The sequence below is a fragment of the Pseudovibrio sp. M1P-2-3 genome (assembly GCF_031501865.1).
GTDB lineage: Bacteria > Pseudomonadota > Alphaproteobacteria > Rhizobiales > Stappiaceae > Pseudovibrio > Pseudovibrio corallicola.
This window is the reverse complement of the sequence record NZ_JARRCW010000001.1, coordinates 358,158-377,827: the sequence shown is the minus strand read 5'-3', so window position 1 is coordinate 377,827 and position 19,670 is coordinate 358,158. Positions and strand designations below refer to the sequence as shown.

At 47.9% G+C, this 19,670-nt stretch carries 20 protein-coding genes; 2 read left to right on the top strand and 18 right to left on the bottom strand.

Annotated elements, in window-relative coordinates; all coding sequences use genetic code 11:
- Positions 1 to 7: 7 nt before the first annotated feature.
- Entirely contained in the window at positions 8 to 808 is an 801-nt protein-coding gene (gene truA, locus P6574_RS01830; protein WP_310618696.1) for a tRNA pseudouridine(38-40) synthase TruA, read from the top strand.
- Positions 809 to 943: 135 nt separating this feature from the next.
- Here truA and P6574_RS01825 read toward each other — a convergent pair whose 3' ends face one another.
- From P6574_RS01825 to P6574_RS01795, 7 genes are all read right to left on the bottom strand, one after another.
- On the bottom strand, positions 944 to 1,531 hold the full coding sequence (locus P6574_RS01825; RefSeq protein WP_310618695.1) for a hypothetical protein: 588 nt from the start codon (positions 1,529 to 1,531) through the stop codon (positions 944 to 946).
- A 33-nt stretch (positions 1,532 to 1,564) separates the two neighbouring features.
- Positions 1,565 to 2,734, bottom strand: a complete 1,170-nt coding sequence (dapE, locus tag P6574_RS01820) for a succinyl-diaminopimelate desuccinylase (RefSeq protein ID WP_310618694.1) — start codon at positions 2,732 to 2,734, stop codon at positions 1,565 to 1,567.
- A 57-nt stretch (positions 2,735 to 2,791) separates the two neighbouring features.
- On the bottom strand, positions 2,792 to 3,241 hold the full coding sequence (locus P6574_RS01815) for a DUF805 domain-containing protein (protein WP_310618693.1): 450 nt from the start codon (positions 3,239 to 3,241) through the stop codon (positions 2,792 to 2,794).
- A 240-nt stretch (positions 3,242 to 3,481) separates the two neighbouring features.
- A complete protein-coding gene (locus tag P6574_RS01810; RefSeq protein WP_310618692.1) occupies positions 3,482 to 4,711 on the bottom strand; it encodes a CPBP family glutamic-type intramembrane protease in 1,230 nt (409 codons plus the stop codon).
- Between the two features lie 105 nt (positions 4,712 to 4,816).
- Positions 4,817 to 6,058: a hypothetical protein gene (locus P6574_RS01805; protein ID WP_310618691.1), complete on the bottom strand. Its 1,242-nt coding sequence runs from the start codon at positions 6,056 to 6,058 to the stop codon at positions 4,817 to 4,819.
- 172 nt (positions 6,059 to 6,230) lie between these two features.
- Positions 6,231 to 7,154 carry an RNA polymerase sigma factor SigJ gene (sigJ, locus tag P6574_RS01800; RefSeq protein WP_310618690.1) on the bottom strand — a complete coding sequence of 308 codons (924 nt, stop codon included), beginning with the start codon at positions 7,152 to 7,154 and terminating at the stop codon, positions 6,231 to 6,233.
- Position 7,155: 1 nt separating this feature from the next.
- Positions 7,156 to 7,602, bottom strand: coding sequence for a carboxymuconolactone decarboxylase family protein (locus P6574_RS01795; RefSeq protein WP_310618689.1), 447 nt, complete (start codon positions 7,600 to 7,602; stop codon positions 7,156 to 7,158).
- A 238-nt stretch (positions 7,603 to 7,840) separates the two neighbouring features.
- Here P6574_RS01795 and P6574_RS01790 point away from each other — a divergent pair, with 238 nt between their 5' ends.
- Positions 7,841 to 8,431 (top strand): NADPH-dependent FMN reductase, encoded by a 591-nt coding sequence (locus P6574_RS01790; protein WP_310618688.1) that lies wholly within the window; start codon positions 7,841 to 7,843, stop codon positions 8,429 to 8,431.
- A 7-nt stretch (positions 8,432 to 8,438) separates the two neighbouring features.
- Here P6574_RS01790 and P6574_RS01785 read toward each other — a convergent pair whose 3' ends face one another.
- The 11 genes from P6574_RS01785 to deoC all read right to left on the bottom strand — a co-directional run bounded on the left by P6574_RS01785 (position 8,439) and on the right by deoC (position 19,664).
- Positions 8,439 to 9,329 carry an aldose epimerase family protein gene (locus tag P6574_RS01785; RefSeq protein ID WP_310618687.1) on the bottom strand — a complete coding sequence of 297 codons (891 nt, stop codon included), beginning with the start codon at positions 9,327 to 9,329 and terminating at the stop codon, positions 8,439 to 8,441.
- A 125-nt stretch (positions 9,330 to 9,454) separates the two neighbouring features.
- Positions 9,455 to 9,973: a retropepsin-like aspartic protease family protein gene (locus P6574_RS01780; protein WP_310618686.1), complete on the bottom strand. Its 519-nt coding sequence runs from the start codon at positions 9,971 to 9,973 to the stop codon at positions 9,455 to 9,457.
- Between the two features lie 116 nt (positions 9,974 to 10,089).
- Positions 10,090 to 10,755, bottom strand: coding sequence for a phosphoribosylanthranilate isomerase (locus P6574_RS01775; protein WP_310618685.1), 666 nt, complete (start codon positions 10,753 to 10,755; stop codon positions 10,090 to 10,092).
- 111 nt (positions 10,756 to 10,866) lie between these two features.
- Positions 10,867 to 11,496, bottom strand: coding sequence for a uracil phosphoribosyltransferase (gene upp / locus P6574_RS01770; RefSeq protein ID WP_310618684.1), 630 nt, complete (start codon positions 11,494 to 11,496; stop codon positions 10,867 to 10,869).
- A gap of 113 nt (positions 11,497 to 11,609) precedes the next feature.
- A complete protein-coding gene (locus P6574_RS01765; protein WP_310618683.1) occupies positions 11,610 to 12,851 on the bottom strand; it encodes a URC4/urg3 family protein in 1,242 nt (413 codons plus the stop codon).
- The gene (locus P6574_RS01760; protein ID WP_310618682.1) at positions 12,841 to 14,103 is read right to left on the bottom strand and encodes a GTP cyclohydrolase II; all 1,263 of its coding nucleotides are present in this window, start codon (positions 14,101 to 14,103) and stop codon (positions 12,841 to 12,843) included. Before P6574_RS01760 ends, P6574_RS01765 begins: the two co-directional genes overlap by 11 nt.
- Before the next feature lie 101 nt (positions 14,104 to 14,204).
- On the bottom strand, positions 14,205 to 15,203 hold the full coding sequence (locus P6574_RS01755; RefSeq protein ID WP_310618681.1) for an adenosine deaminase: 999 nt from the start codon (positions 15,201 to 15,203) through the stop codon (positions 14,205 to 14,207).
- Positions 15,203 to 16,078, bottom strand: a complete 876-nt coding sequence (locus tag P6574_RS01750) for a phytanoyl-CoA dioxygenase family protein (RefSeq protein WP_310618680.1) — start codon at positions 16,076 to 16,078, stop codon at positions 15,203 to 15,205. The genes P6574_RS01755 and P6574_RS01750 overlap by 1 nt, the downstream gene beginning before the upstream one ends.
- A 177-nt stretch (positions 16,079 to 16,255) precedes the next feature.
- On the bottom strand, positions 16,256 to 17,476 hold the full coding sequence (locus P6574_RS01745; RefSeq protein WP_310618679.1) for a phosphopentomutase: 1,221 nt from the start codon (positions 17,474 to 17,476) through the stop codon (positions 16,256 to 16,258).
- Between the two features lie 90 nt (positions 17,477 to 17,566).
- Positions 17,567 to 18,883 carry a thymidine phosphorylase gene (gene deoA / locus P6574_RS01740; protein WP_310618678.1) on the bottom strand — a complete coding sequence of 439 codons (1,317 nt, stop codon included), beginning with the start codon at positions 18,881 to 18,883 and terminating at the stop codon, positions 17,567 to 17,569.
- Between the two features lies 1 nt (position 18,884).
- Entirely contained in the window at positions 18,885 to 19,664 is a 780-nt protein-coding gene (gene deoC, locus P6574_RS01735) for a deoxyribose-phosphate aldolase (protein ID WP_310618677.1), read from the bottom strand.
- Positions 19,665 to 19,670: the final 6 nt, after the last annotated feature.

Below are 19,670 nucleotides of genomic sequence, written 5' to 3'. Positions count from 1 at the left end.
AGCACGAATGCCCCGCTATAAAATTACAGTAGAGTATGATGGTCGCCCCTTTGCAGGGTGGCAACGACAGAAAAACGTCATCACAGTTCAGGAAGTCATTGAGCGCGCCGTCAAAAAATTCTGCGGTGAAACGATAACTCTTGGCGGGGCCGGACGGACTGATGCTGGCGTCCATGCAACAGGGCAAGTCGCCCATATTGATCTTGAAAAAGATTGGCCTGCCAAGACTGTACGCAATGCCCTCAACTTCCACTGTCAGCCAGACCCTGTTGCGATCCTCGCCTGCGAAAAAACTGGCCCCGGTTTCGATTCACGCTTTTCTGCAACTCGAAGGCACTATCGGTACCGGATTGAAAACCGCCTGTCCCCCTTGACCTTTGATATCGGACTTGCGTGGCATGTAAAACCAGAGCTTGATGCTGATGCCATGAATGATGCAGCACAAGTTTTACTAGGGCATCACGATTTTACAACATTCCGCCATACCCACTGTCAAGCCAAAAGCCCTTGGAAGACAATGGAAAAAATTTCCGTATATCGCAGAGACCAAACCGTATTTTTAGAGTGTTCATCTCGCTCCTTCCTTCACAATCAGGTTCGTTCAATGGTGGGCACCCTACGTCTTGTAGGTGAGGGAAAGTGGAACAAGGAAGATGTCAAAACAGCTCTGGAAGCAAAAGACCGAACGGCTTGCGGCCCTGTTGCCGTACCCGATGGCCTTTACCTGACACAAGTTGATTATCGAAGCGCCGAGGAAGATTTGGCCTCCTTGCGTGTATATCAAGAAAGTCTCAAAGTGACGGCCTAATTGACTTCAGGAGAGCGGCTATGTCTCAGGCCGCTCAATGCCCTCCTCAACTCCTTCTCCCCTACCTAACAGGCAAGCGGATCGAAGAATTCGCTCTAGAGCGCTAGGCGTGAATGAAAATGAACGCAACTTGCTCTAAATCAGAGTATCCATGGTATTCTCTATTAAAATACTAAGAAGAATATCTAGCACAACCAAGCCAATAGCTACGCCTACTGATGCGCCAGCGACGACGCGGGCAATCATAAACCGGTACCATAGCATCCACCCCATGATAAGCAGGCTGAGCGTCAACAAAACATCAACTGACAAAATTCCAATAATAAACAGAAGGTTCAGAAAGCTCATCGGTAAAATGATGAGAAGGCTGGTCCAGTTCCGTACCGAAATATAGGAGGCGTACTGTCCCTTAATCCCCAAAGTGCTTGCAAGCAACGCAATTACAATAGGAAATGTAACCCAGTCCAATACCGAAGTTGCCAGCATAACTCCAAAATCAATCGCCTGCGGGGTGTTCGTCTGCCCTCCCCCCGCTGTGGCCAGCATTCTTTCCCTAGCCACCATAGACAAGGCATAGAACGGTAAGAGCAAGAAAATAACGGAGAAAGACCGCCAAAAACCATCATTCGAAAGATCGAAATAGCTCGCAGCCTTATTTGGAGCCCGCATCAGCTCGATTGATCCTTGAAAAGACCTGACTATCTCTGAAGAACTTGGTAACATCAGCAACCATCCTACTTGATAGGCGCTTGAAGCCTAGCTACTAAAATAATTGTTCAAAAAGTCCCTATAAATTTCTGTGAGCTGATCGAGATCCTTCACAGAAATACACTCATCGACTTGATGCATTGTCTTTCCCACAAGGCCGAACTCGACGACCGGGCAGTAGTTCTTGATAAAGCGGGCATCTGATGTACCACCACCTGTAGAGAGCGCAGGCCTGCGCCCAGTGACAACCTCAACAGAGTTTGACAGGGTGTCGATCAATGCAGTGTCATGGGTCAAGAAACTATCACTTGGCTGATCTTTAAAAGAAACAGACCATTCAAGCCCTTTTGGAGCAGCTTCTGTAAGCACCGTCACAAGGTGGCTTTGGAGCGTTGGTACCGACCAAATATCATTGAAGCGAATATTGAAACTGGCAGAAATACTGGCTGGAATAATATTGGAAGCTGAGTTCCCCACATCAACACTAATACACTCGTAATTAGAAGGTTGGAAACGCTCGTTCCCCTTATCCAGTTCCATAGCGTCCAGTGTACTCAGTAGTTGCAGCATACCCGGTATCGGATTATCCGCCAGATGCTGGTAAGCCACATGCCCCTGCTTTCCGTGAACTTGTATTTTTCCAGATAAAGATCCTCGGCGCCCCACTTTGATTGTATCACCCAGCATCTCCGGGTTGGTTGGCTCACCTACAATACACGCGTCAAATTCATGCTCCTGCGCTTTTGCCCACTCCAGCAATTTAACGGTTCCATTAATTGCCGGTCCCTCTTCATCTCCAGTAATCAAAAAGGAGATTGTTCCCTTTGGCGGACCTCCGTTTTGCTCCAGATAACTCAAGGCAGCAGCAGTGAAGGCAGCTACTCCACCTTTCATATCGGCGGTTCCCCGCCCATACATCATACCGTCAACAATTTTTCCGGAAAACGGTGGGTGAGACCAAGACGCCTTATCCCCCACAGGAACCACATCCGTATGCCCAGCGAATACAAAGTGCGGGTGTCCGGAACCTATTGTAGCAAAAAGATTTTCAACGTCAGGTGTTCCGTCCTCACAGAACACTGGCCGAGAAACTTTAAATCCTGAAGCCACCAAAATATTTTCCAGAGTTTCGAGAGCTCCCGCTTCCGCTGGCGTCACCGAAGGACACTCAATCAGCTTACGGCAAATGGAGGAAGCCAATGAAAGTGTTTCGGTCATCGTCAAATCTTTCTGTGAAATAAAATAGGGCGTGCAGCAGGTTGTAACTACAATTTCCTACTTGCGTGGTGAGCGCTGCAGGGGTTTACTATTGGGCTCCGGCCCATACCGGTTCGCACCTGATTGGCTGGGTTGAAGTCCCATAAACAGATATACCGCGAAGTTTACAAATGGCAAGAAGGTCAAAAGGGCTAGAAAACCGCTCCATCCTCTATCTTGAATTCGCTTGATAACCAAAGCCAGAAGTACCCAGTTTTCAACAAACATAAGATAGGGAAGCAACTGGTTCTGTTTCATAATCTCCGAGAGAAACTGATCCACTGCGATCTCATTAAAGCTGGAGTGAGCCATTGCCTCCAATATAGGTCCTGCTGCAATATTTAAGGTTATAAAGGAAATAACGAGTACCAGTGCGAGGCCAAGCCAGTAAGCTTGGCGGGACGCTCTTCCGAATGGACTAAAGAAAAGCCAAAAAAGACCAATAGAGCGGTTCGGCGTGTGTGCCATGAGTTACTTCACATCCTTAAACAATTGATGCCTCGATGTAAGCGCTCTTCCAATTGCTTTCAAGAAAAACATGAAAGCAAATTCAACTCTCCCGACCCTCGTGTGTAACCACAAACCACCCTTTTTTGAAAGAAAGCACCAAAACCTCACAGGCCTTCAACAAACAATCGCGTTTCTCTGCGAAATGGCATTCATAAGCAGACTTTCCAAATTGGGGCCCACCATCCGTTTTGGGAGACTCTAGTGAAGCTGCAAAACCCCAAACCAGCGAAACGCAGCTCCCCCTAAAATTGCATGGCTAATCCACACAGTTATGAAGGACCTTTGATAGTAAAAGATAACTCCCCAATAGAAGCTAGCAGCTATTGTAAGCAATACTGCGCTCAATCCAAAATTTATATGAAACCCACCAAACGCGATTGCCGTTGCAATATTGGCAAACCAAGGTGTGTATGGCTTTCGGCTCCCAATGGCTGTCATCAAAGGTACCTGAAGCCCACATCGAACTGTATACTGCTGAAACGCGGTGAAAAATAACAGATAAAGCAAAAACCAGACAGAAGCGATGACCGGATTCCCCATCTGTATATTTACTACCTGCACCGCCGGCGACATTTGCCAAAACCCCACACTCGGGGCTTCTATTTTTCTAAAGACAGCCATGACCAGTATGCCCGGTACACTAATGATAGCCCCCATCAGGACTTGAAAAGGAAGGCCGGATAACCGCATGCCAAGTAGGGGTTTTGGAATTCGCATCCGTATAACAATAAGCCAGGAGAAAATCGCAAATAGAGAGATAATAACTATCGAATAAACCGTTGATGCTAAGACGGCAAAAGAGAAGTTCAAAAAGTGTCGCGCTGAATACATAGAATATGAAGTCATGCTTGCAGTCAGACATAAAAGCATTGCAATTATGTACCCAAGTCCTTTTTGACGAATGGACAATAAACGATATTGACTTGTTGTATATGCCATCTGCCGAGATAACTGCACTTGAGCTATATTACTCAACATATCATACAAAGCCGCATTGGCGTTCTCTGACATTGGTAATAAAGCGTATCTATCCCAGCCCACCAAAGCGACAATACCACTGCTCAAACTCTTTAGGCTTTGGGTAGAGGTTTCCAGCTTGTCATTCGCCATAAGGTAACCTGACAGCCCCACTATAGTGCCAGGTCCAATAGTTTCCTCCAAAGTCTCATCGGAATAACCAAGGGTGAATTCACCACTGACAATAAAAGTCAAATGATCCTGAACAAAATCAGGAGAGGTAACGATTTCCCCGTCTTCAACCCGGTAGAACTCAAGAAGAGGCAAAAGCTCCTCTTGAAGAGGTAATAACTCTGGATCATCTAGGCCGAATGTACTGATCAATTTTTTCTGAAGTTGATCCGTTTCGTTATCATCGTCAATATAGTTAAGAGGTGGTTGACCATAACGCAGCCCTAGGTGAGCCTGCATGGAACATGTCTCCTTATGTTTTTCTAGGAGACTAAAACTAAGATTTGAGAAATTCCCTAATATTGTCCATGAACTTCAAGGTAAGATTCTGGTTCTCCAGACGCTCTACCCCACTTTTAAAAACCCGAACCAAGTGAACGCCGCTCCAGCTAGCAACCAATGGCTCGTCAGAATTGTAATCAATGACCGGCGGAAGAAGAAAATTATTCCCCAATAGATACTAAAGACAAATCCTAATAGGACAATCTTCCAACCGAAGAACAAATAGAACGCAGCAAAAGAAGCAGCAGACGCAATATTTGCAATTGGTGCCGCATAGACCCACCGGCTTCCCAATGCATAAACTACTGGAATCTGGACCCCGCATCGAACCACAAACTGTTGAAGCGGAACGAGAAAGAGCAGGTAACAAAAGAACTCCCTATTTGAAAGACTGGCAAAAAAGTGCCTCAGTGAGAGCTCTGTTTTGCGAAAATGAAGCTCAGGGCTATCAAAAGCCGGTTCTAAAAGATCTCGCAATGCAATCATAACAACAAGAAGCGGCAGGCTGATGAGCGCTCCCCAAAGAACTTGTTTATCGATAGATTTTGTCTGTATTCCCAGTTGAGGCCTTGGAATTTGCATAGCCTTAAGCATGAATCGAACTTGCACGAAAAACAGCAACAATACCGCTAAAGATCCCCAAAGAGGCAATAGAGTTGGATGAGTAAACAAGCGTGGGAAGAACTCTCGGGATACGGAGTAGATTGTCAAAATGGAAACAGCTTCCAGCAATAGAACAGCCAGAACGCCCATGGACCACATGCGCTGTGTAAGAAGTAAAAACTCTCCTTTCAAATAACCCAGTTGCTCGTGATCTCTTTTTGCACTCTCCTCTAACATGACTTTGAAAAAGAGCGCATTGGCTTCAGCAGAAATAGGTAGCGACCCATGCCGATCCCAAGGGATCAACGCAATAACGCCCGTAATTGTCATGTTAAGAATTTGTGTAGAGGTTTCCTGCTCCTCGTTTGCCAGCAAATAGCTTGTCGAACCAACTAGCCCGCCCTGAGGTACCTGACGGATAAGTTTCGACTGGAGAGGGCTCTGCCTGTCAAAAACACCAACTCTCCCTCTAACAACAAACAGAAGCTCATGGCTCACATATCCGGATCCAGACACCTGCCAATCTCTTGGCACCCGTTCATATCGGCAGGCGCGCACAAGCTCTCCAACCATAGGTTCCAAAGCTGGAAATGCCTCGACTAAGAGCTCACGAAGTTCTTCTTGATACCTACAAAGATCCACTGCGCTCTGAACAGACTCATGCGTTGAGTACTTTACCATCTGCTTATTGGTAAATTTCATTCTCAGGACTCTCCAGAATTACTTGTCAGCCCTTTTTCTGCCATCCTAAGGGGCGTAACTGAGTAAATCACTAAGATCCCAATGAAAACCAACACCAGCACAAGCTGGACCTGCCAAATTCATGACCGCAAACATAACAAATCAATTAAATGAGGTTTTGAAGGGCCATCACTTAACAAGTTGTGTTTAGTTTCCCCGTTGTCCGGTCATGATGGACCGTCGTATCAATGCGGTCGAGTTTATCCGGGTTGCGAACGATATAAATATGTTCCAGCCTACCGTTCTCCCCCGCACCAAAGCTCACAATGGCCCTTAAGCCGTCAGGGCTGACAACCCTAAGCCCCAACAATCCATTAAACTCTTCAACATATAGATGATCATCTGCCCAAGCTTTATGAAGCACCTGCAACAGGAACTTGATTACAGATTTCTTACCAACCAAAGGTTTGGAGGCAGCAACTACCTTACCTCCTCCGTCAGCTCTTAACTGAATATCTTCTGTAAGAACTGCGCTCAATGCACTTTCATCTCCAGTCGTTACCGCCCTTTTAAAAGCCACAAGATATTCTCTTTGTTTATCAAGACTCGGCGTGTACTTTGCACGGCTTTCTCCAACATTATCGCGCGCCCTTGAAACGAGCTTACGGCATGCGACCTCTTGAATTCCCAAAGTAACTGCAACATCGGCATACGACCTACCAAAGATTTCGTGGAGAAGGAATGCAGCTCTCTCCTTCGGCGACAGCCGCTCCAAAACAAGCAGGAAAGCCGTGGTTAAGGATGAAGACAGAGCTAAATAGTCCTCTGTCGTTTTCTCACTGTGAGTGTGAAGCGGCTCTGGCAGCCAAGGTCCAAAGTAATCCACGCGCTTACGCTGCGCGGATTTCAGAATATCAATGCATGTATTGGTGCATACTGCCGTAATCCAGGCTTCAGGGTTCTTTAGCTTACTTTTGTCTGGACTAACCTGCCATTTGATATAGGTGTCTTGAAGTGCATCCTCAGCCTCGCTCATCGTACCTAGTAAACGATAGGCCAGCCCCAGAAGTTGGGGCCGGATAGCTTCAAATACTTTAAGATCTGAGTATTTTTCCATTTCAGTGTTTTGATACCTGTAGCCGGTTCCAAAGATTAATCATAGCAATGGTTGTAGTTAAAATACTAATCTGCTCAGCTGTAAAATGCTTTAGCAACTCAGCTCTTAACTTGGACATATCCTCTTTTGGATCCAGAACAGTAAGCGCCTCTGTCCATGCAAGAGCCGCCCTCTCTGCCGAGGAAAAGAGATCAACGTGAGACCACACAACAAGCTTATCAAGGCGGTCCTGCGTTTCACCATCACTGCGTGCCTCTTCCAGATGCATATTTACACAATAGGCACATCCGTTGATTTGCGAGGCACGCAACGTGAGTAAGTGTCGCAGTTTTGGTTCAAAATCCCGGGCAACTATCCCCATGTGAACTGCATAAAGTTTCTGAAATAGATCCGGTGTGTGCTCTTCATAGACGATCGGGGCGGCTATTGTGCTTTCATGTAGGTTCATCTCAAATAGTCTCCATAAACGTAAGGGATACCAGTTCGTCGAACGAGAGAGACAATTTGTGACATCTGGAATATTTTTTTTCAAAACAGAGAAGCAGCCTTGAATATAAAAAGTATTTACTTTACTTATCGCATATCCTCTTGGTTGGAGTGAGCTGCTGAATAACTTGGCCCCCACTCTTACCTATTGTTTCATACGTATCCTCATACAAGAGGTGTTCCAGATCCATAGGCCCAATATGCAAAATACAAAGGTACTTCTTATTTGCGGAAGCAACAGAACAGGTTCTTTCAATCAGCAAATCATGAATGCAGTTGAAAGCCTGCTCCAAAAGCGCGGGTTTCAGTTCGAAACTCTTCAAGCTGAAATGCAAAGTCTTCCAATCTACACACAGGATAAGGAACAGGACGAAAGTTTCAGGAAACTCACCCTCAGTGCTCAACTCAAATTGGCCCAAGCCGACCTTATCTTGGTTGCTTCGCCTGATTATAATGGATTTTTCCCACCAATTCTGAGCAATATTCTGACTTGGATTTCCAGAGATTTTGGCAAAGGAAGACCTCTGCGAGAGACCACAAAAGTTGCTGGCCTGATCAGCGCGTCCCCTGGAAACATGGGCGGAATTCGTATGCTGCCGAACCTCAGAGACTTCCTGATCGAACTCGGAGCCGTGGTTCATCCAACACATGTTGTCGTCCCGCAGGTAAACGCGAAACTGGATGAAAACGGGCTATTGGTTGATGAAGAAATCAGAAATAAGCTCAACAACCTGATCACCTCAACGGTTGCATTGCTTGATGGCATAAAGCCCCTTCAAGCTGCTGCTTGAGCACACTCTAGGAGAACCTATATTCCGTTATGTGACGGTAGTGTCCGGCATTAAAAAGGGTTTCCGCTCCTGTTGAAATGTCGGGCCAGCTCTGTGGCTCTAAACAAAATCCAGCTTTTGCCCCATATGTCCGCCCGTTATGCCCTTCAATTGGAATATTGAGCTTTGCACCATCATAAAAATGGAGGCTAGGCTCTGTTGACCATACTTCCATTTTCGTCATGCTGCTAGGCTCTTCCACCACTGCACACAGATGGGGACGACGCAATGGGAACATGCGCAGACAATAGCTAAAGTCAACAGCCTTCCCATTATCCACGTCCATCTCTCTCATTTCTTGAAAGCTATAAGGTGTCTCGTTCACATCCCGTATCTCACCCGTGGGGAGATTATCCTCTCCAACCGGGAAGTAACTGCTGGCGGGAATCATAATTTGGTGGGAGCCAATATCTGCCTTATCGCTCAGGTTAAAATAGACATGTTGGTAGGGGTGAAAGCAGCGACTCCCAGTACTCCGGCCAACGATTTCCAGTTTTACACTATTGTTGGGACTTAGAGAAATATTACAGGTCGCTTCTACATAATTCACCTCCGGCCCATTATGCAAAGCAATATCGATAGACAGGGACATACTATTTGCGCTGACACTCTCAATAGACCAAACCCTATCTCCACCCAACCGGCCAGAGTTACGCCCCCCGACCAGTCCATAGCAAGACTCATAGCTCAAATAGGCATCCAGACTATCAAACCCGAGAACTAAAGGGCGTCCAGCAAACGTCAAATCGCGAATTATTGCACCAAGTGTCAGGATCCGCATAGACAAGTATCCCTGGTGCAGCGTAACTTCCTTCACCTCCTCGCCATTTTGCAATTGACCGAACCGACGAATGTTCATTGTTGCCTCCTCGGATTTAGGCTGCCTATGCTAGGCACATCCCAATCTACAGCAAAATACTAAGGAGAAAGTAAGGGGGTGTCTTCTCTGTCTAGGGAAAATGCATCTACAAGAAGAAAGGAGGGTTAATAGGCTGTGAGCTGAAGGTAGCCATCCTTTATTTCAATTTCATCGTAGTATCGTAAAGCCGACATACCCAAAAGAACAATCGAAAGAGATTTATCAGGAAAAACCATTGCATCCACATTGGTCAAAGCAAGCGGCCCCAGCTCGAAATCACTCAGCTTCACACGTGCAGCCTTCACTGTTCCATTCGCAGTTGAAACTGAATGACGGAACTCCCCCTCCCCCACATGAACGCCTATGTCATGTGCGATATTTCTAGGGATCGCAAGAGTGGTTGCCCCAGTATCAATCAAGGCATGGACCGGGCTATGATTAAGCATCACTTCAGCTTCGTAGTGCCCACTATAGTTCCTTGGAATTCGAATTGTATTTACATGCTTTGTTTTTGGGGAGTGTTGCTGCCCTTGCTGCCGCTCAACCTTGCGGGTCATGTTTCCAATAACATTTTCCTGAAGAAAACGAGGAGCAAATACAGCAGTAATACCGGCAGCAACCAAGACAAATAAAAAACGACGCATTATCCCTCGCAGACAACCCGTTAAATTCATCCAAAAAAATAAAATAAAGCACAATAAATACTATTATCACTCAACAATATCATTTCACTACTGTCAAGTAATTGATGAAGATAAACTCAAGCTAACCTTACAGCCGCCATAAACTCACGTAGCTTCTTATTATCCAATTTACCATTCGTTCGTATTCCTGAACAAAGATCCACTCCATAAGGACGAACGTGGTGAATGGCCTTTCGAATATTGGAGGAGTTCAAACCGCCTGCACGAAAAACCGGAATATCAACTGTCTGGACTATATGGCGGCTAAAATCCCAGTTATGCGTTTGCCCTGTTCCACCAAGTTTGTTTTGGGATGGCGTACCAGAATCCAGAAGCAACGCATTGGCCAATGCTGCATAGTCCTGAGCTATTTCAGAGGCATATTCATTCTCCACGTGAACGACCTGAATAATGCGCGTAGAAGCTGGTAATCCTTGGTGCAGTTTTTCATAGATCGATGGGTCCACATGGGACACGATTTGAACGGTATTAGCACCGCAAGCGTGTACGTGGTCAATGATATCATTGGCAGTTACACGAGATGTCAAAAGCACCGACGCAACTGGAGGGGGAATTCTACGTGCTATTTCTCCAATTAATCCATCAGAAATAATCCCGGGGCCAGATGGCATTGCCGCAACTAGCCCCAAGGCATCCGCCCCTTCTTTTATAGCTAGAAACGCTTCGTCCAGAGTGGAAATACAACAGTTCTTCACACGAACCCGATGACCTAATGGAAACATGATAATCTCCTTTCTGTCGGCCAGACTAAGATCATCAATATAAATAGAAAAGGAAATAGTTATTTCAAAAAAGGCGGCTCTTAAGAGCCGCCTTTAAAAAGATAGTATATTTTACTTAGTACCGTACATGCGATCACCTGCATCGCCGACTCCGGGAAGTATATATCCCTTTTCGTTGAGCCTGTTATCAATCGCAGCCGTATAGATCGGAACATCCGGATGCGCTTTATTAAAGGCTTCAATTCCTTCAGGTGCAGCCAGCAGACACACAAAACGCATGTTCTTTGCACCACGCTCCTTCAAGCGTTCAACCGCTGCAATCGCTGAGTTTGCGGTCGCCAACATTGGGTCAACAACAATAACGAGGCGCTCATCCATATGAGCCGGAGCCTTGAAGTAGTACTCAACAGCTGTCAGGGTCTTGGGATCGCGGTACAGGCCGATGTGAGCCACACGAGCAGACGGAATAAGCTCCAGCATACCTTCTAAAAGGCCATTGCCCGCACGCAAAATAGATGCAAAGACCAGCTTCTTGCCGGTCAGGATCGGTGCATCCATTTCTTCAAGAGGCGTTTCAATGCTGGTCATGCCCAGTTTCAGATCACGTGTGACCTCGTAGCAGAGCAAGTGTGCGATTTCAGTCAAGAGCCGACGGAATCCCTGCGTCGAGGTTTCCTTCATTCGCATATGCGTTAGCTTGTGCTGTACAAGCGGATGATCAATTACGGTGGCTCCTGACATATTTGCCTCTTCTCTTGCCCTATCAAGTTGGCGCGAAAGCGCCCCTGTATTTCATATTTTTATACTTTGGAGCTTTTGACAGGCCCCAATGGCTGTGTCCAGAGAAATACCAGCTAAAACACAGTTCCGTCGCTTACTATTTCTATTGGAGGGGTTCCTCCGGGACGTTTTTCCTGTGCAATTTGTCGCCCTGCAGCCCACGAGCCGCCTTCCAGAACACACGCAAGGGGCATTTGCTCTTTGGTCACATCCAAATCTATTCGGATCCGCTCCGCAAGCTTGTCCAGCAAAGCAACTGTGAGAGCTCTCCATTCAACAATAAGTTCGCTTCCAACCTCGTGCCTTTTGGACAAGTTATCCGGGTCTCTCAGTTTCAAAATACCGCAATCAACAAACAGACCACCATTTCGATACTCTGCCAGTCCTGTCAGGTCGTCGAGCTCTGTTACCTCAACACCTGCCCATGCCAGAGGTTCAATCAGGGAATAGGCAATCCATTGCGAGAGCTTATGCAGTGGCATGAGACCTTTGGTGCGCTCATTACCCGATACCTTGGAATGACGCCAGACATCTCCAAGGTTCACTCCGTCAATTTCTTCACGGCCCGGCCAAATTGGCCCCAAGCCATCCAACACCACTTCCAAAACACGGCCAGCGGTTACTTTTCCTGCCAGTCCCTCATCATAGAGAACGTCAAACAGTCCACCGGGGCGTGGCTCATCCTCTTTTGAGAAAAGGTCTGGCCGCAACGAAACGGCCTCGCCCAAACGCCGCAGTAAAGCTGCTCGCCCGTCCAGCCCCACCAGAGGGTTCTCAGCGGAGACCTGAAAACCTTCAGCTATTTCTTCTGGATCTATTTGGAACAGGGCTATTGCATCCGCACGCAGCGGGTCAAGGACCTTTTCAGAAAACATTCCTGCGGCAAACATGCCAAGGGAACCGATCGCAAGCCCTTCCGATCTGGTTAAAGTATCCCCTGTCACTGGCTCGTGATATTTCCATTGAGCACCGGCACCAGCATCCAGCAGTACAGATAATATAGCAAGATCATAGGCTGCCCGCCCCATGCCCCGTTCATCAGAAAAACGACGGGCTCCAGCAAGCATCGCCCAACGGTCAACTCCATCAATTTCGAAGTGACGCCAGCGCGAATGCAGAGGAACCTGCAAATCTGGATAATTGTTTTTTGTGACCGCCAATGTACGGTGGGCGCACTCCCTCAGTTTTGACAGATCAATAGAAAAATGCTCCAACTCTCCTTGAAGACCAAGCTCCAGAAGTTCATTTGCGCGCTCTCTTACAGACTTTGCGCTGAGTAACGACAGTGCATCGGACTGGGGGATATCAATAGTCATTTACGGGTCGACCGACTGTTTCATTTAAAGTGTCTTTATCCGGTACTTCTTGGAGACTAAAGTACCCCGCCGCCTGTTTAGCTCTCATTTCAACTTGAGCATCCGCAGGGATCATATGTTCTGGCAGAGGAACGCGTTCGCCAACAGAAATACCGGATTTCGTAATCGCATCGTACTTCATATCAGACATGGAAATGAACCGGTTGATATGCGTTATCCCTAGCCAGTGCAAAATATCCGGCATTAACTCCTGAAAGCGCGCATCCTGAACACCGGCAACGCACTCGGTTCTTTCAAAGTAAGTAGAGGCACGATCTCCTCCATCCTGACGTTTTCGAGCATTGTATACTAGGAACTTGGTGACCTCACCAAGAGCTCGCCCTTCTTTTCTATTGTAGATAATTAACCCCGCCCCTCCCTCTTGTGCACTTTTAATGGCCTCTTCCACTCCGTGCAGCAGATAGGGACGGCAGGTGCAGATATCAGATCCGAAAACATCGGACCCATTGCACTCATCATGCACGCGGCAAGTAATTTTTGTCTCTGATTTGGCAAGGTCCTCTGGGTCACCAAAGACATAAGCTGTTAAGCCTCCGATGGGAGGGAGGAAGACTTGAAGGTCCGGACGCGTTACCAAGTCCGGATACATACCACCGGTTTGCTCAAACAGCACCCTGCGCAGATGGCGCTGGCCTATACCAAAGCGCTTGGCAACGCCTGGAAGATACCAGACGGGATCGGCCGCTATCTTTGTAACAACAACCTCCCCACCTTCGGTCAGGATTTCGCCATCAATTGACAGGCGTTTTTCCTCAACAGCTCTGTGCACCTCTTCAAGGTTGAGGTGAGCTTTTGTAACGGCGACTGTAGGGCGAATATCAACGCCCGATTCAATGAGATCCCCATAGACATCCGCCACAATATGCCCAAAAGGGTCCAAAGAGATAATCCGATCCGGATCATACCACTGCGTATAGGGGCCAATGGAAACTGTTGGGCTTGTATTTTTCAGGTCCGGCTTCTGCATCGGATCCAATGAACCTGCAGAAACGGCTAGAGCGCGGTAAAGAGAATAAGTCCCCCCGTGGACGCCAATAGCATTCCTTTCGGAGGGCTGTGACACAGATGCTATTACTGGGCCACGAAGAAGAGGATCAGAATTACCCCAATCTATTGGAAACGGCGATGTTGCCCCCGTTCCAGGATGGGTAGTTAGCCGGATATGAGGTTCTCTTTTCTTGTCTTCCGTCATTGGCACGCTAGCAGAATACCTGCCCTTTCCTGTCAGAGTCTTCAGTGTGCACCGAATAATCTCAATTGGAAAGGGCCGTCTTCTACTAGCTCGAGCCGATATTAACCAGCAGTTGCTTTTTCCAGTTTCTGTAACAACCGTTCTTTAGTATCAGCGTCACAAAAGGCTGCTTCAATAGCATTTTTTGTTATCTGCTTTTGAACAGTTCGGTCCCAACCGAAAACTCTTGATACTTCACTATACTCTTGAGCCAGAGTTGTATGGAAGAAGGGAGGATCATCCGAACTTAGGGTTACTTTCACCCCAGCCTGCCGCAAAAGGTTTACGGGATGGAATCTCAACTTTTCATAGACACTGAGACTAATGTTGGAGCCCGGACATACTTCCAGAGTGATGTTCTCTTCAACAAGACGTTGAACAAGGCCCTCATCCTCAATTGCACGCACACCGTGACCAACACGGGTAATCTTCAAGTAATCAAGAGCATCACGAACACTTTCAGGACCAACTAGTTCACCAGCGTGAGCTGTCAACCCAAGACCCGCTTCCGCAGCAATCTGATAGGCTTTTGCATAGTTGGAAGGGTGGCCATAGCGTTCATCACCTGCAAGACCAAAACCAGTAACCAATGGATGAGGGTTGGCAGCAACCAACTTGGCAGCTTCTTCCACGGCTTTTGCCCCAAAGTGACGCACGCCGATAGCGATCATACGGCCCTCAATACCGGTTTCCGCTTTCGCTCGTTCAATACCAGCTGCAATTCCCTCTACATAAGCGTGGTAGGAAATCCCTGCGGCGGCAGCATGGTCTGGGGAGATAAAGACCTCACCGTAAATAGCGCCATCTTCCGCAATTGAGCGGAAATAGGTCTCCGCCAGTTCCGCATAATCTCCCGGACGACGAAACAGATTGGCCGCTACGTCATAGGCTTTCATAAAGCTTGTAAAGTCGTGCCAGTCATATTCGCCAGCGCTGTTAAATAGATCCCCAAGATCTTCATTGTAGCGTTTGGCAAGTTTACGCACCAATGGTGGAGGAGCCGCACCTTCAATATGACAGTGCAGCTCCGCCCTCGGAACCACGGTGGATTGCATTTCCATTATTCAAAGCCTCGCATTGGTTTTTCTTGTGGCCTTACAAGCCAGTTATCTACGGACCATTTGGCCCTTCCATCAATCATGTGAATAGCATAGGCATGCCGTGAACGCTCTGATGTGTTTGGCGCAGACTTGTGGGGAACTTGCCCATGAAGAATAATTAAGGTGCCTTTCGGGGCTTTCAGCGGGGCGCATTTTTCATTTTGCCCCATCGGCGTGTCATCCAGAGCGTCCATGGTCAGCTTGTCGCCGTCGTAATGAAAGCGTTGGCGAAGCGGCCCAAGATGCCCGCCAGGCTCGCCAAACAATCCGCCATTTGTTTCATCAGCATCTTCAAGAGCAAACCAGAACCCGACACAAGACAAGGGCTCTGTGTGAAGAAAAGTACTGTCTTGATGGCAATTTACCTCGCCGCCAATCCGAGGCGGCTTAAGAATGTACATGGATTGCGCAAGCTTGGGGTCAACCAGCCCCAGATCCAGCGTAGTGCGCTCCATTTTTTTTTGACGGGAGAATTTTGCAAAAACCGGATCACAATCATGCAGGCCATGCCCCACTTTATTCAGGGCGACTTGCTTATCTCTCGTTAGTGCCCCTTGATCGTCAAAAGCATCTTTTTCAAAGAAAAAGCTTATTTTGTCTCCACTTTGGCGAAAGTAGGCATCTTGTGCATGGGTTTGGGCGCCTGTTTCAAAAATTGAAGAAACACTGGTCGGGTCAAAAGCTTCAATGAGATCAACCATACGCTCTTGAAGAGTTTCACACTGCTTCGCACTAGCATAATTCTCGAGAATCAAAAAACCGTCTTCCAGATAGGCAGCCTTCATTTCCTCACTCAACGAGCCATCAGTATTTGCCTCAAATCGACGTACCTGCATATTCCATCCCCCTTCATTACCTAGGCAAATTCCAATGGAATGATTAGTGGGCTACTAGAGTACCAGTTCTATTTCTCTTGTCAAAACAGTAAGGTGTCCAGAATATTGCCAAGGTACGGCCAACTCTCTTTCAACTAACATGATCGATGCTAATAAAGTGAGCTGGCCTCTTAATGCCTACAGGAAGCTTTTTCCGTAATCGCCGTTTTCAACACCCAGAAACTCAGCAACCGTTGCTCCAATATCGGAAAAAGTGTCGCGTGCCCCAATGGAACGTCCGTCCTTACCCTTGATATAAGCAAGAACGGGAACGTGTTCGCGTGTATGGTCCGTACCCTGCCATGTTGGGTCACACCCATGATCAGCAGTCAAAATCAGGAGGTCGCCCTCTTTCATTTTATTCATAATCTCGGGTAGGCGGCGGTCGAAGTGCTCCAGAGCGGCAGCATATCCTGGCACATCCCGGCGGTGGCCATACAGCATGTCAAAGTCAACAAAGTTAGTGAAGACAAGGTCTCCGTCTTTGGCTTCATCCATGGCTTCCAAAGTTCTATCGAAGAAATCCTCGTTCCCCGCACCCTTGGTAACTTTTGTAACGCCTTGATGAGCGTATATGTCGCCTATTTTACCGACAGTTAGCACTTGATGACCGGCTTCTTTCAGACGAACCAGAACGGTCGGTGCAGGTGGTAAAACAGAGTAATCACGCCGGTTTGCGGTTCGCGAAAAACCTTCTTCTACGGAGCCGACAAACGGGCGGGCAATGACGCGACCAATGTTATATGGATCAACAAGCTTACGAACGTCTTCACACAGTTTCAACAGACGCTCGATGCCAAAGGTCTCTTCATGTGCTGCAATCTGAAAAACACTATCAGAAGAGGTATAGACAATCGGCTTACCTGTTTTCACATGCTCTTCGCCAAACTCTTCCAGAACAACAGTACCAGATCCGTGTGCAAGACACAGAACACCGGGAAGTTCACCAACCTCGATAACTCTTTCAATCAGCTCGGGTGGGAAAGTTGTCCCTTCTACAGGAAAGTACCCCCAATCAAACAGCACAGGTACACCCGCAATCTCCCAGTGGCCGGAAGGCGTATCCTTGCCGTTGGAGATTTCTTTTGCATAACCCCAGATACCGGTAGGCTCGCCCTTGTAGTTTAAACCTGCAACGTCTTTGCCAGTCGAAAGCTTGGCGGCAGCCCCCAATCCCAATGCATCCATATTTGGAACGTTAAGAGGCCCCTGACGAAGTCCATCTTTATCAGCGGCACCTTGGCTGCACTTTTCTGCGATATGGCCAAGGGTATCAGAACCTGCATCGCCATAGTCTGCTGCATCGGCTGCTGAACCGATTCCAAAACTATCAAGTACACACATAATTGCGCGGGGCATTCTATTTCCTCACATGAAATGGGAAGGCCTGACTGGGAAGTGAATGACCTCCCAGCCTGCTATTTATATATAGGTTCAGCTCTTGCTGAATTAAGGAGCGATCCGTTCACCAATGAGATCATGCTGGACAACATCACCAGCAGCGCCAATCTCATAGGCTTTATGAAGGACAGCTTGTGCGCGCTTCACCTGATCTTCGTTGCGAGCATGAACGATTGCCAGTGGGCTATCACTGTTGACCTGAGTGCCAACACCAGCGACCTGAACCAGACCAACAGCCGGATCAACTTCGTCTTCCGGCGCTGTACGTCCGCCACCAAGCTCAACAACGGCAAGACCAATCGCACGAGCGTCTACTTTGGTCACGTAGCCATCTTCCGGAGCATAGATAGGTGCTTCAATCGGAGCTTTTGGAAGATACAGCTCGTACTTCTCCATGAAGTCTACCGGACCGCCCAGTTCTGCAACCATCTTGCCAAACTTCTCAGCAGCAGCACCGGACTGGAACGCCTTGACCATGGCATCACAACCAGCTTCAGGTGTTACAGCAAGACCACAGTTTGCCAGCAGCTCACCGCCCTGCTTCACAGTTACATCCCAGAGACGATTGTCAATGTGAGAACCATCAAGGAACTGAACCGCATTAATAACCTCAACCGCGTTACCGGCGGCAGATGCAAGGGACTCGTTCATGTCTGTCAGAAGGGCTGTTGTTTTGGTGCCAGCACCATTTGCAACCCGAACCAGACTTTCAGCCAGAGCTTTCGCGTCTTCATAGGAAGACATGAACGCGCCGGAGCCCCACTTAACATCCAGAACCAGACTTTGCAGGCCAGCAGATAGCTTTTTGGACAGAACGGACGCGGTAATCAGATCAATGCTTTCAACGGTCGCCGTAATATCGCGGATACCGTAGAAACGTTTATCAGCCGGAGCAAGGTTTGCAGTCTGACCTATAATGGCACAGCCCACTTCGCGAACCACTTTACGGAATAGCTCGTTATCCGGTTTAGCAGTATAACCTGGAATACTTTCAAGCTTGTCCAGCGTACCACCCGTGTGACCAAGGCCACGACCGGAAATCATTGGTACATTGGCGCCGCACACTGCAAGCGCCGGAGCTAGCATCAAGGAAACATTGTCCCCCACGCCGCCGGTCGAGTGCTTGTCAACGATTGGGGCATCAAAGCCATCCCAGTTCAGCACGTCACCGCTATCGCGCATGGCAAGTGTCAGGGCAATACGCTCGTCAATAGTGAGCCCCTTGAAGAAGATTGCCATTGCAAGCGCTGCAACCTGACCTTCTGTGACAGAGTTGTCCGTTAGACCATTCACAAATACCTGAATTTCTTCCGCATTGAGAACGCCGCCCTCTCGTTTCTTACGAACGATTTCCTGTGGCAACATATTAGTAGGCCTCCGTATTATTATTGGATTTTCCCTCGATCGCTGCGAGGACAGAATTGAGAAGACCGCTGGCACCAAAGCGGAAAGTTGCTGAGGAAACCCAATTGTGCCCCATCAGCTCGTCTGCCATATCCAGATATGCTTTAGCTTCCTCAACCGTGCGCACACCGCCTGCTGGTTTGAAACCCACCGGACGGTGGTTTTCCTTGCCAGTTTCACGGATCGCATTCAGCATGATCTCGGCTGCTTCAAGGGTCGCATTGACCTTTACTTTGCCAGTGGACGTTTTAATGAAGTCAGCACCTTGAGCTATAGACACCTCTGAGGCCAAATGGATCAGGCGTGGATCTTTGATTTCGCCGGTTTCCAGAATGACCTTCAAGATAACGCCTTCAGGAATGACAGCGCGAATCTGCTTGATCTGGTCTTCAGCGAAGCCGCGACGTCCCGCGACAAACGCCTTGTAAGGCATAACCAAGTCGATATCGTCGGCGCCGTCTTCAACAGCCTTGATAGTCTCGGTAACAACTGCAGCCGTATCTTCGCCGCCAGCAGGGAAGTTTACAACTGTCGCAACACGTATCTTGGTGCCTTTGAGCAGTTTAACCGCCTGTGCGACAAATTGAGGATAAAGACAAACAGCTGCAACCTGACCATGCGGCGTTACCGCATTCTTGCACAGCACATCAATGTCCGCTGGCGTACAGTCATCGTTCAGATTTGTCAGATCGATGAGACCCAGCGTACGTTGGGCGACATCCTTCAAGGTTGCTTCTGTCATCACATT

Excerpts from the sequence above, each read along its gene's own strand:
- truA (WP_310618696.1), top strand. The coding sequence starts at position 8 with ATGCCCCGCTATAAAATTACAGTAGAGTATGATGGTCGCCCCTTTGCA.
- P6574_RS01825 (WP_310618695.1), bottom strand. The coding sequence starts at position 1,531 with ATGTTACCAAGTTCTTCAGAGATAGTCAGGTCTTTTCAAGGATCAATC.
- dapE (WP_310618694.1), bottom strand. The coding sequence starts at position 2,734 with ATGACCGAAACACTTTCATTGGCTTCCTCCATTTGCCGTAAGCTGATT.
- P6574_RS01815 (WP_310618693.1), bottom strand. The coding sequence starts at position 3,241 with ATGGCACACACGCCGAACCGCTCTATTGGTCTTTTTTGGCTTTTCTTT.
- P6574_RS01810 (WP_310618692.1), bottom strand. The coding sequence starts at position 4,711 with ATGCAGGCTCACCTAGGGCTGCGTTATGGTCAACCACCTCTTAACTAT.
- P6574_RS01805 (WP_310618691.1), bottom strand. The coding sequence starts at position 6,058 with ATGAAATTTACCAATAAGCAGATGGTAAAGTACTCAACGCATGAGTCT.
- sigJ (WP_310618690.1), bottom strand. The coding sequence starts at position 7,154 with ATGGAAAAATACTCAGATCTTAAAGTATTTGAAGCTATCCGGCCCCAA.
- P6574_RS01795 (WP_310618689.1), bottom strand. The coding sequence starts at position 7,602 with ATGAACCTACATGAAAGCACAATAGCCGCCCCGATCGTCTATGAAGAG.
- P6574_RS01790 (WP_310618688.1), top strand. The coding sequence starts at position 7,841 with ATGCAAAATACAAAGGTACTTCTTATTTGCGGAAGCAACAGAACAGGT.
- P6574_RS01785 (WP_310618687.1), bottom strand. The coding sequence starts at position 9,329 with ATGAACATTCGTCGGTTCGGTCAATTGCAAAATGGCGAGGAGGTGAAG.
- P6574_RS01780 (WP_310618686.1), bottom strand. The coding sequence starts at position 9,973 with ATGCGTCGTTTTTTATTTGTCTTGGTTGCTGCCGGTATTACTGCTGTA.
- P6574_RS01775 (WP_310618685.1), bottom strand. The coding sequence starts at position 10,755 with ATGTTTCCATTAGGTCATCGGGTTCGTGTGAAGAACTGTTGTATTTCC.
- upp (WP_310618684.1), bottom strand. The coding sequence starts at position 11,496 with ATGTCAGGAGCCACCGTAATTGATCATCCGCTTGTACAGCACAAGCTA.
- P6574_RS01765 (WP_310618683.1), bottom strand. The coding sequence starts at position 12,851 with ATGACTATTGATATCCCCCAGTCCGATGCACTGTCGTTACTCAGCGCA.
- P6574_RS01760 (WP_310618682.1), bottom strand. The coding sequence starts at position 14,103 with ATGACGGAAGACAAGAAAAGAGAACCTCATATCCGGCTAACTACCCAT.
- P6574_RS01755 (WP_310618681.1), bottom strand. The coding sequence starts at position 15,203 with ATGGAAATGCAATCCACCGTGGTTCCGAGGGCGGAGCTGCACTGTCAT.
- P6574_RS01750 (WP_310618680.1), bottom strand. The coding sequence starts at position 16,078 with ATGCAGGTACGTCGATTTGAGGCAAATACTGATGGCTCGTTGAGTGAG.
- P6574_RS01745 (WP_310618679.1), bottom strand. The coding sequence starts at position 17,476 with ATGCCCCGCGCAATTATGTGTGTACTTGATAGTTTTGGAATCGGTTCA.
- deoA (WP_310618678.1), bottom strand. The coding sequence starts at position 18,883 with ATGTTGCCACAGGAAATCGTTCGTAAGAAACGAGAGGGCGGCGTTCTC.
- deoC (WP_310618677.1), bottom strand. The coding sequence starts at position 19,664 with ATGACAGAAGCAACCTTGAAGGATGTCGCCCAACGTACGCTGGGTCTC.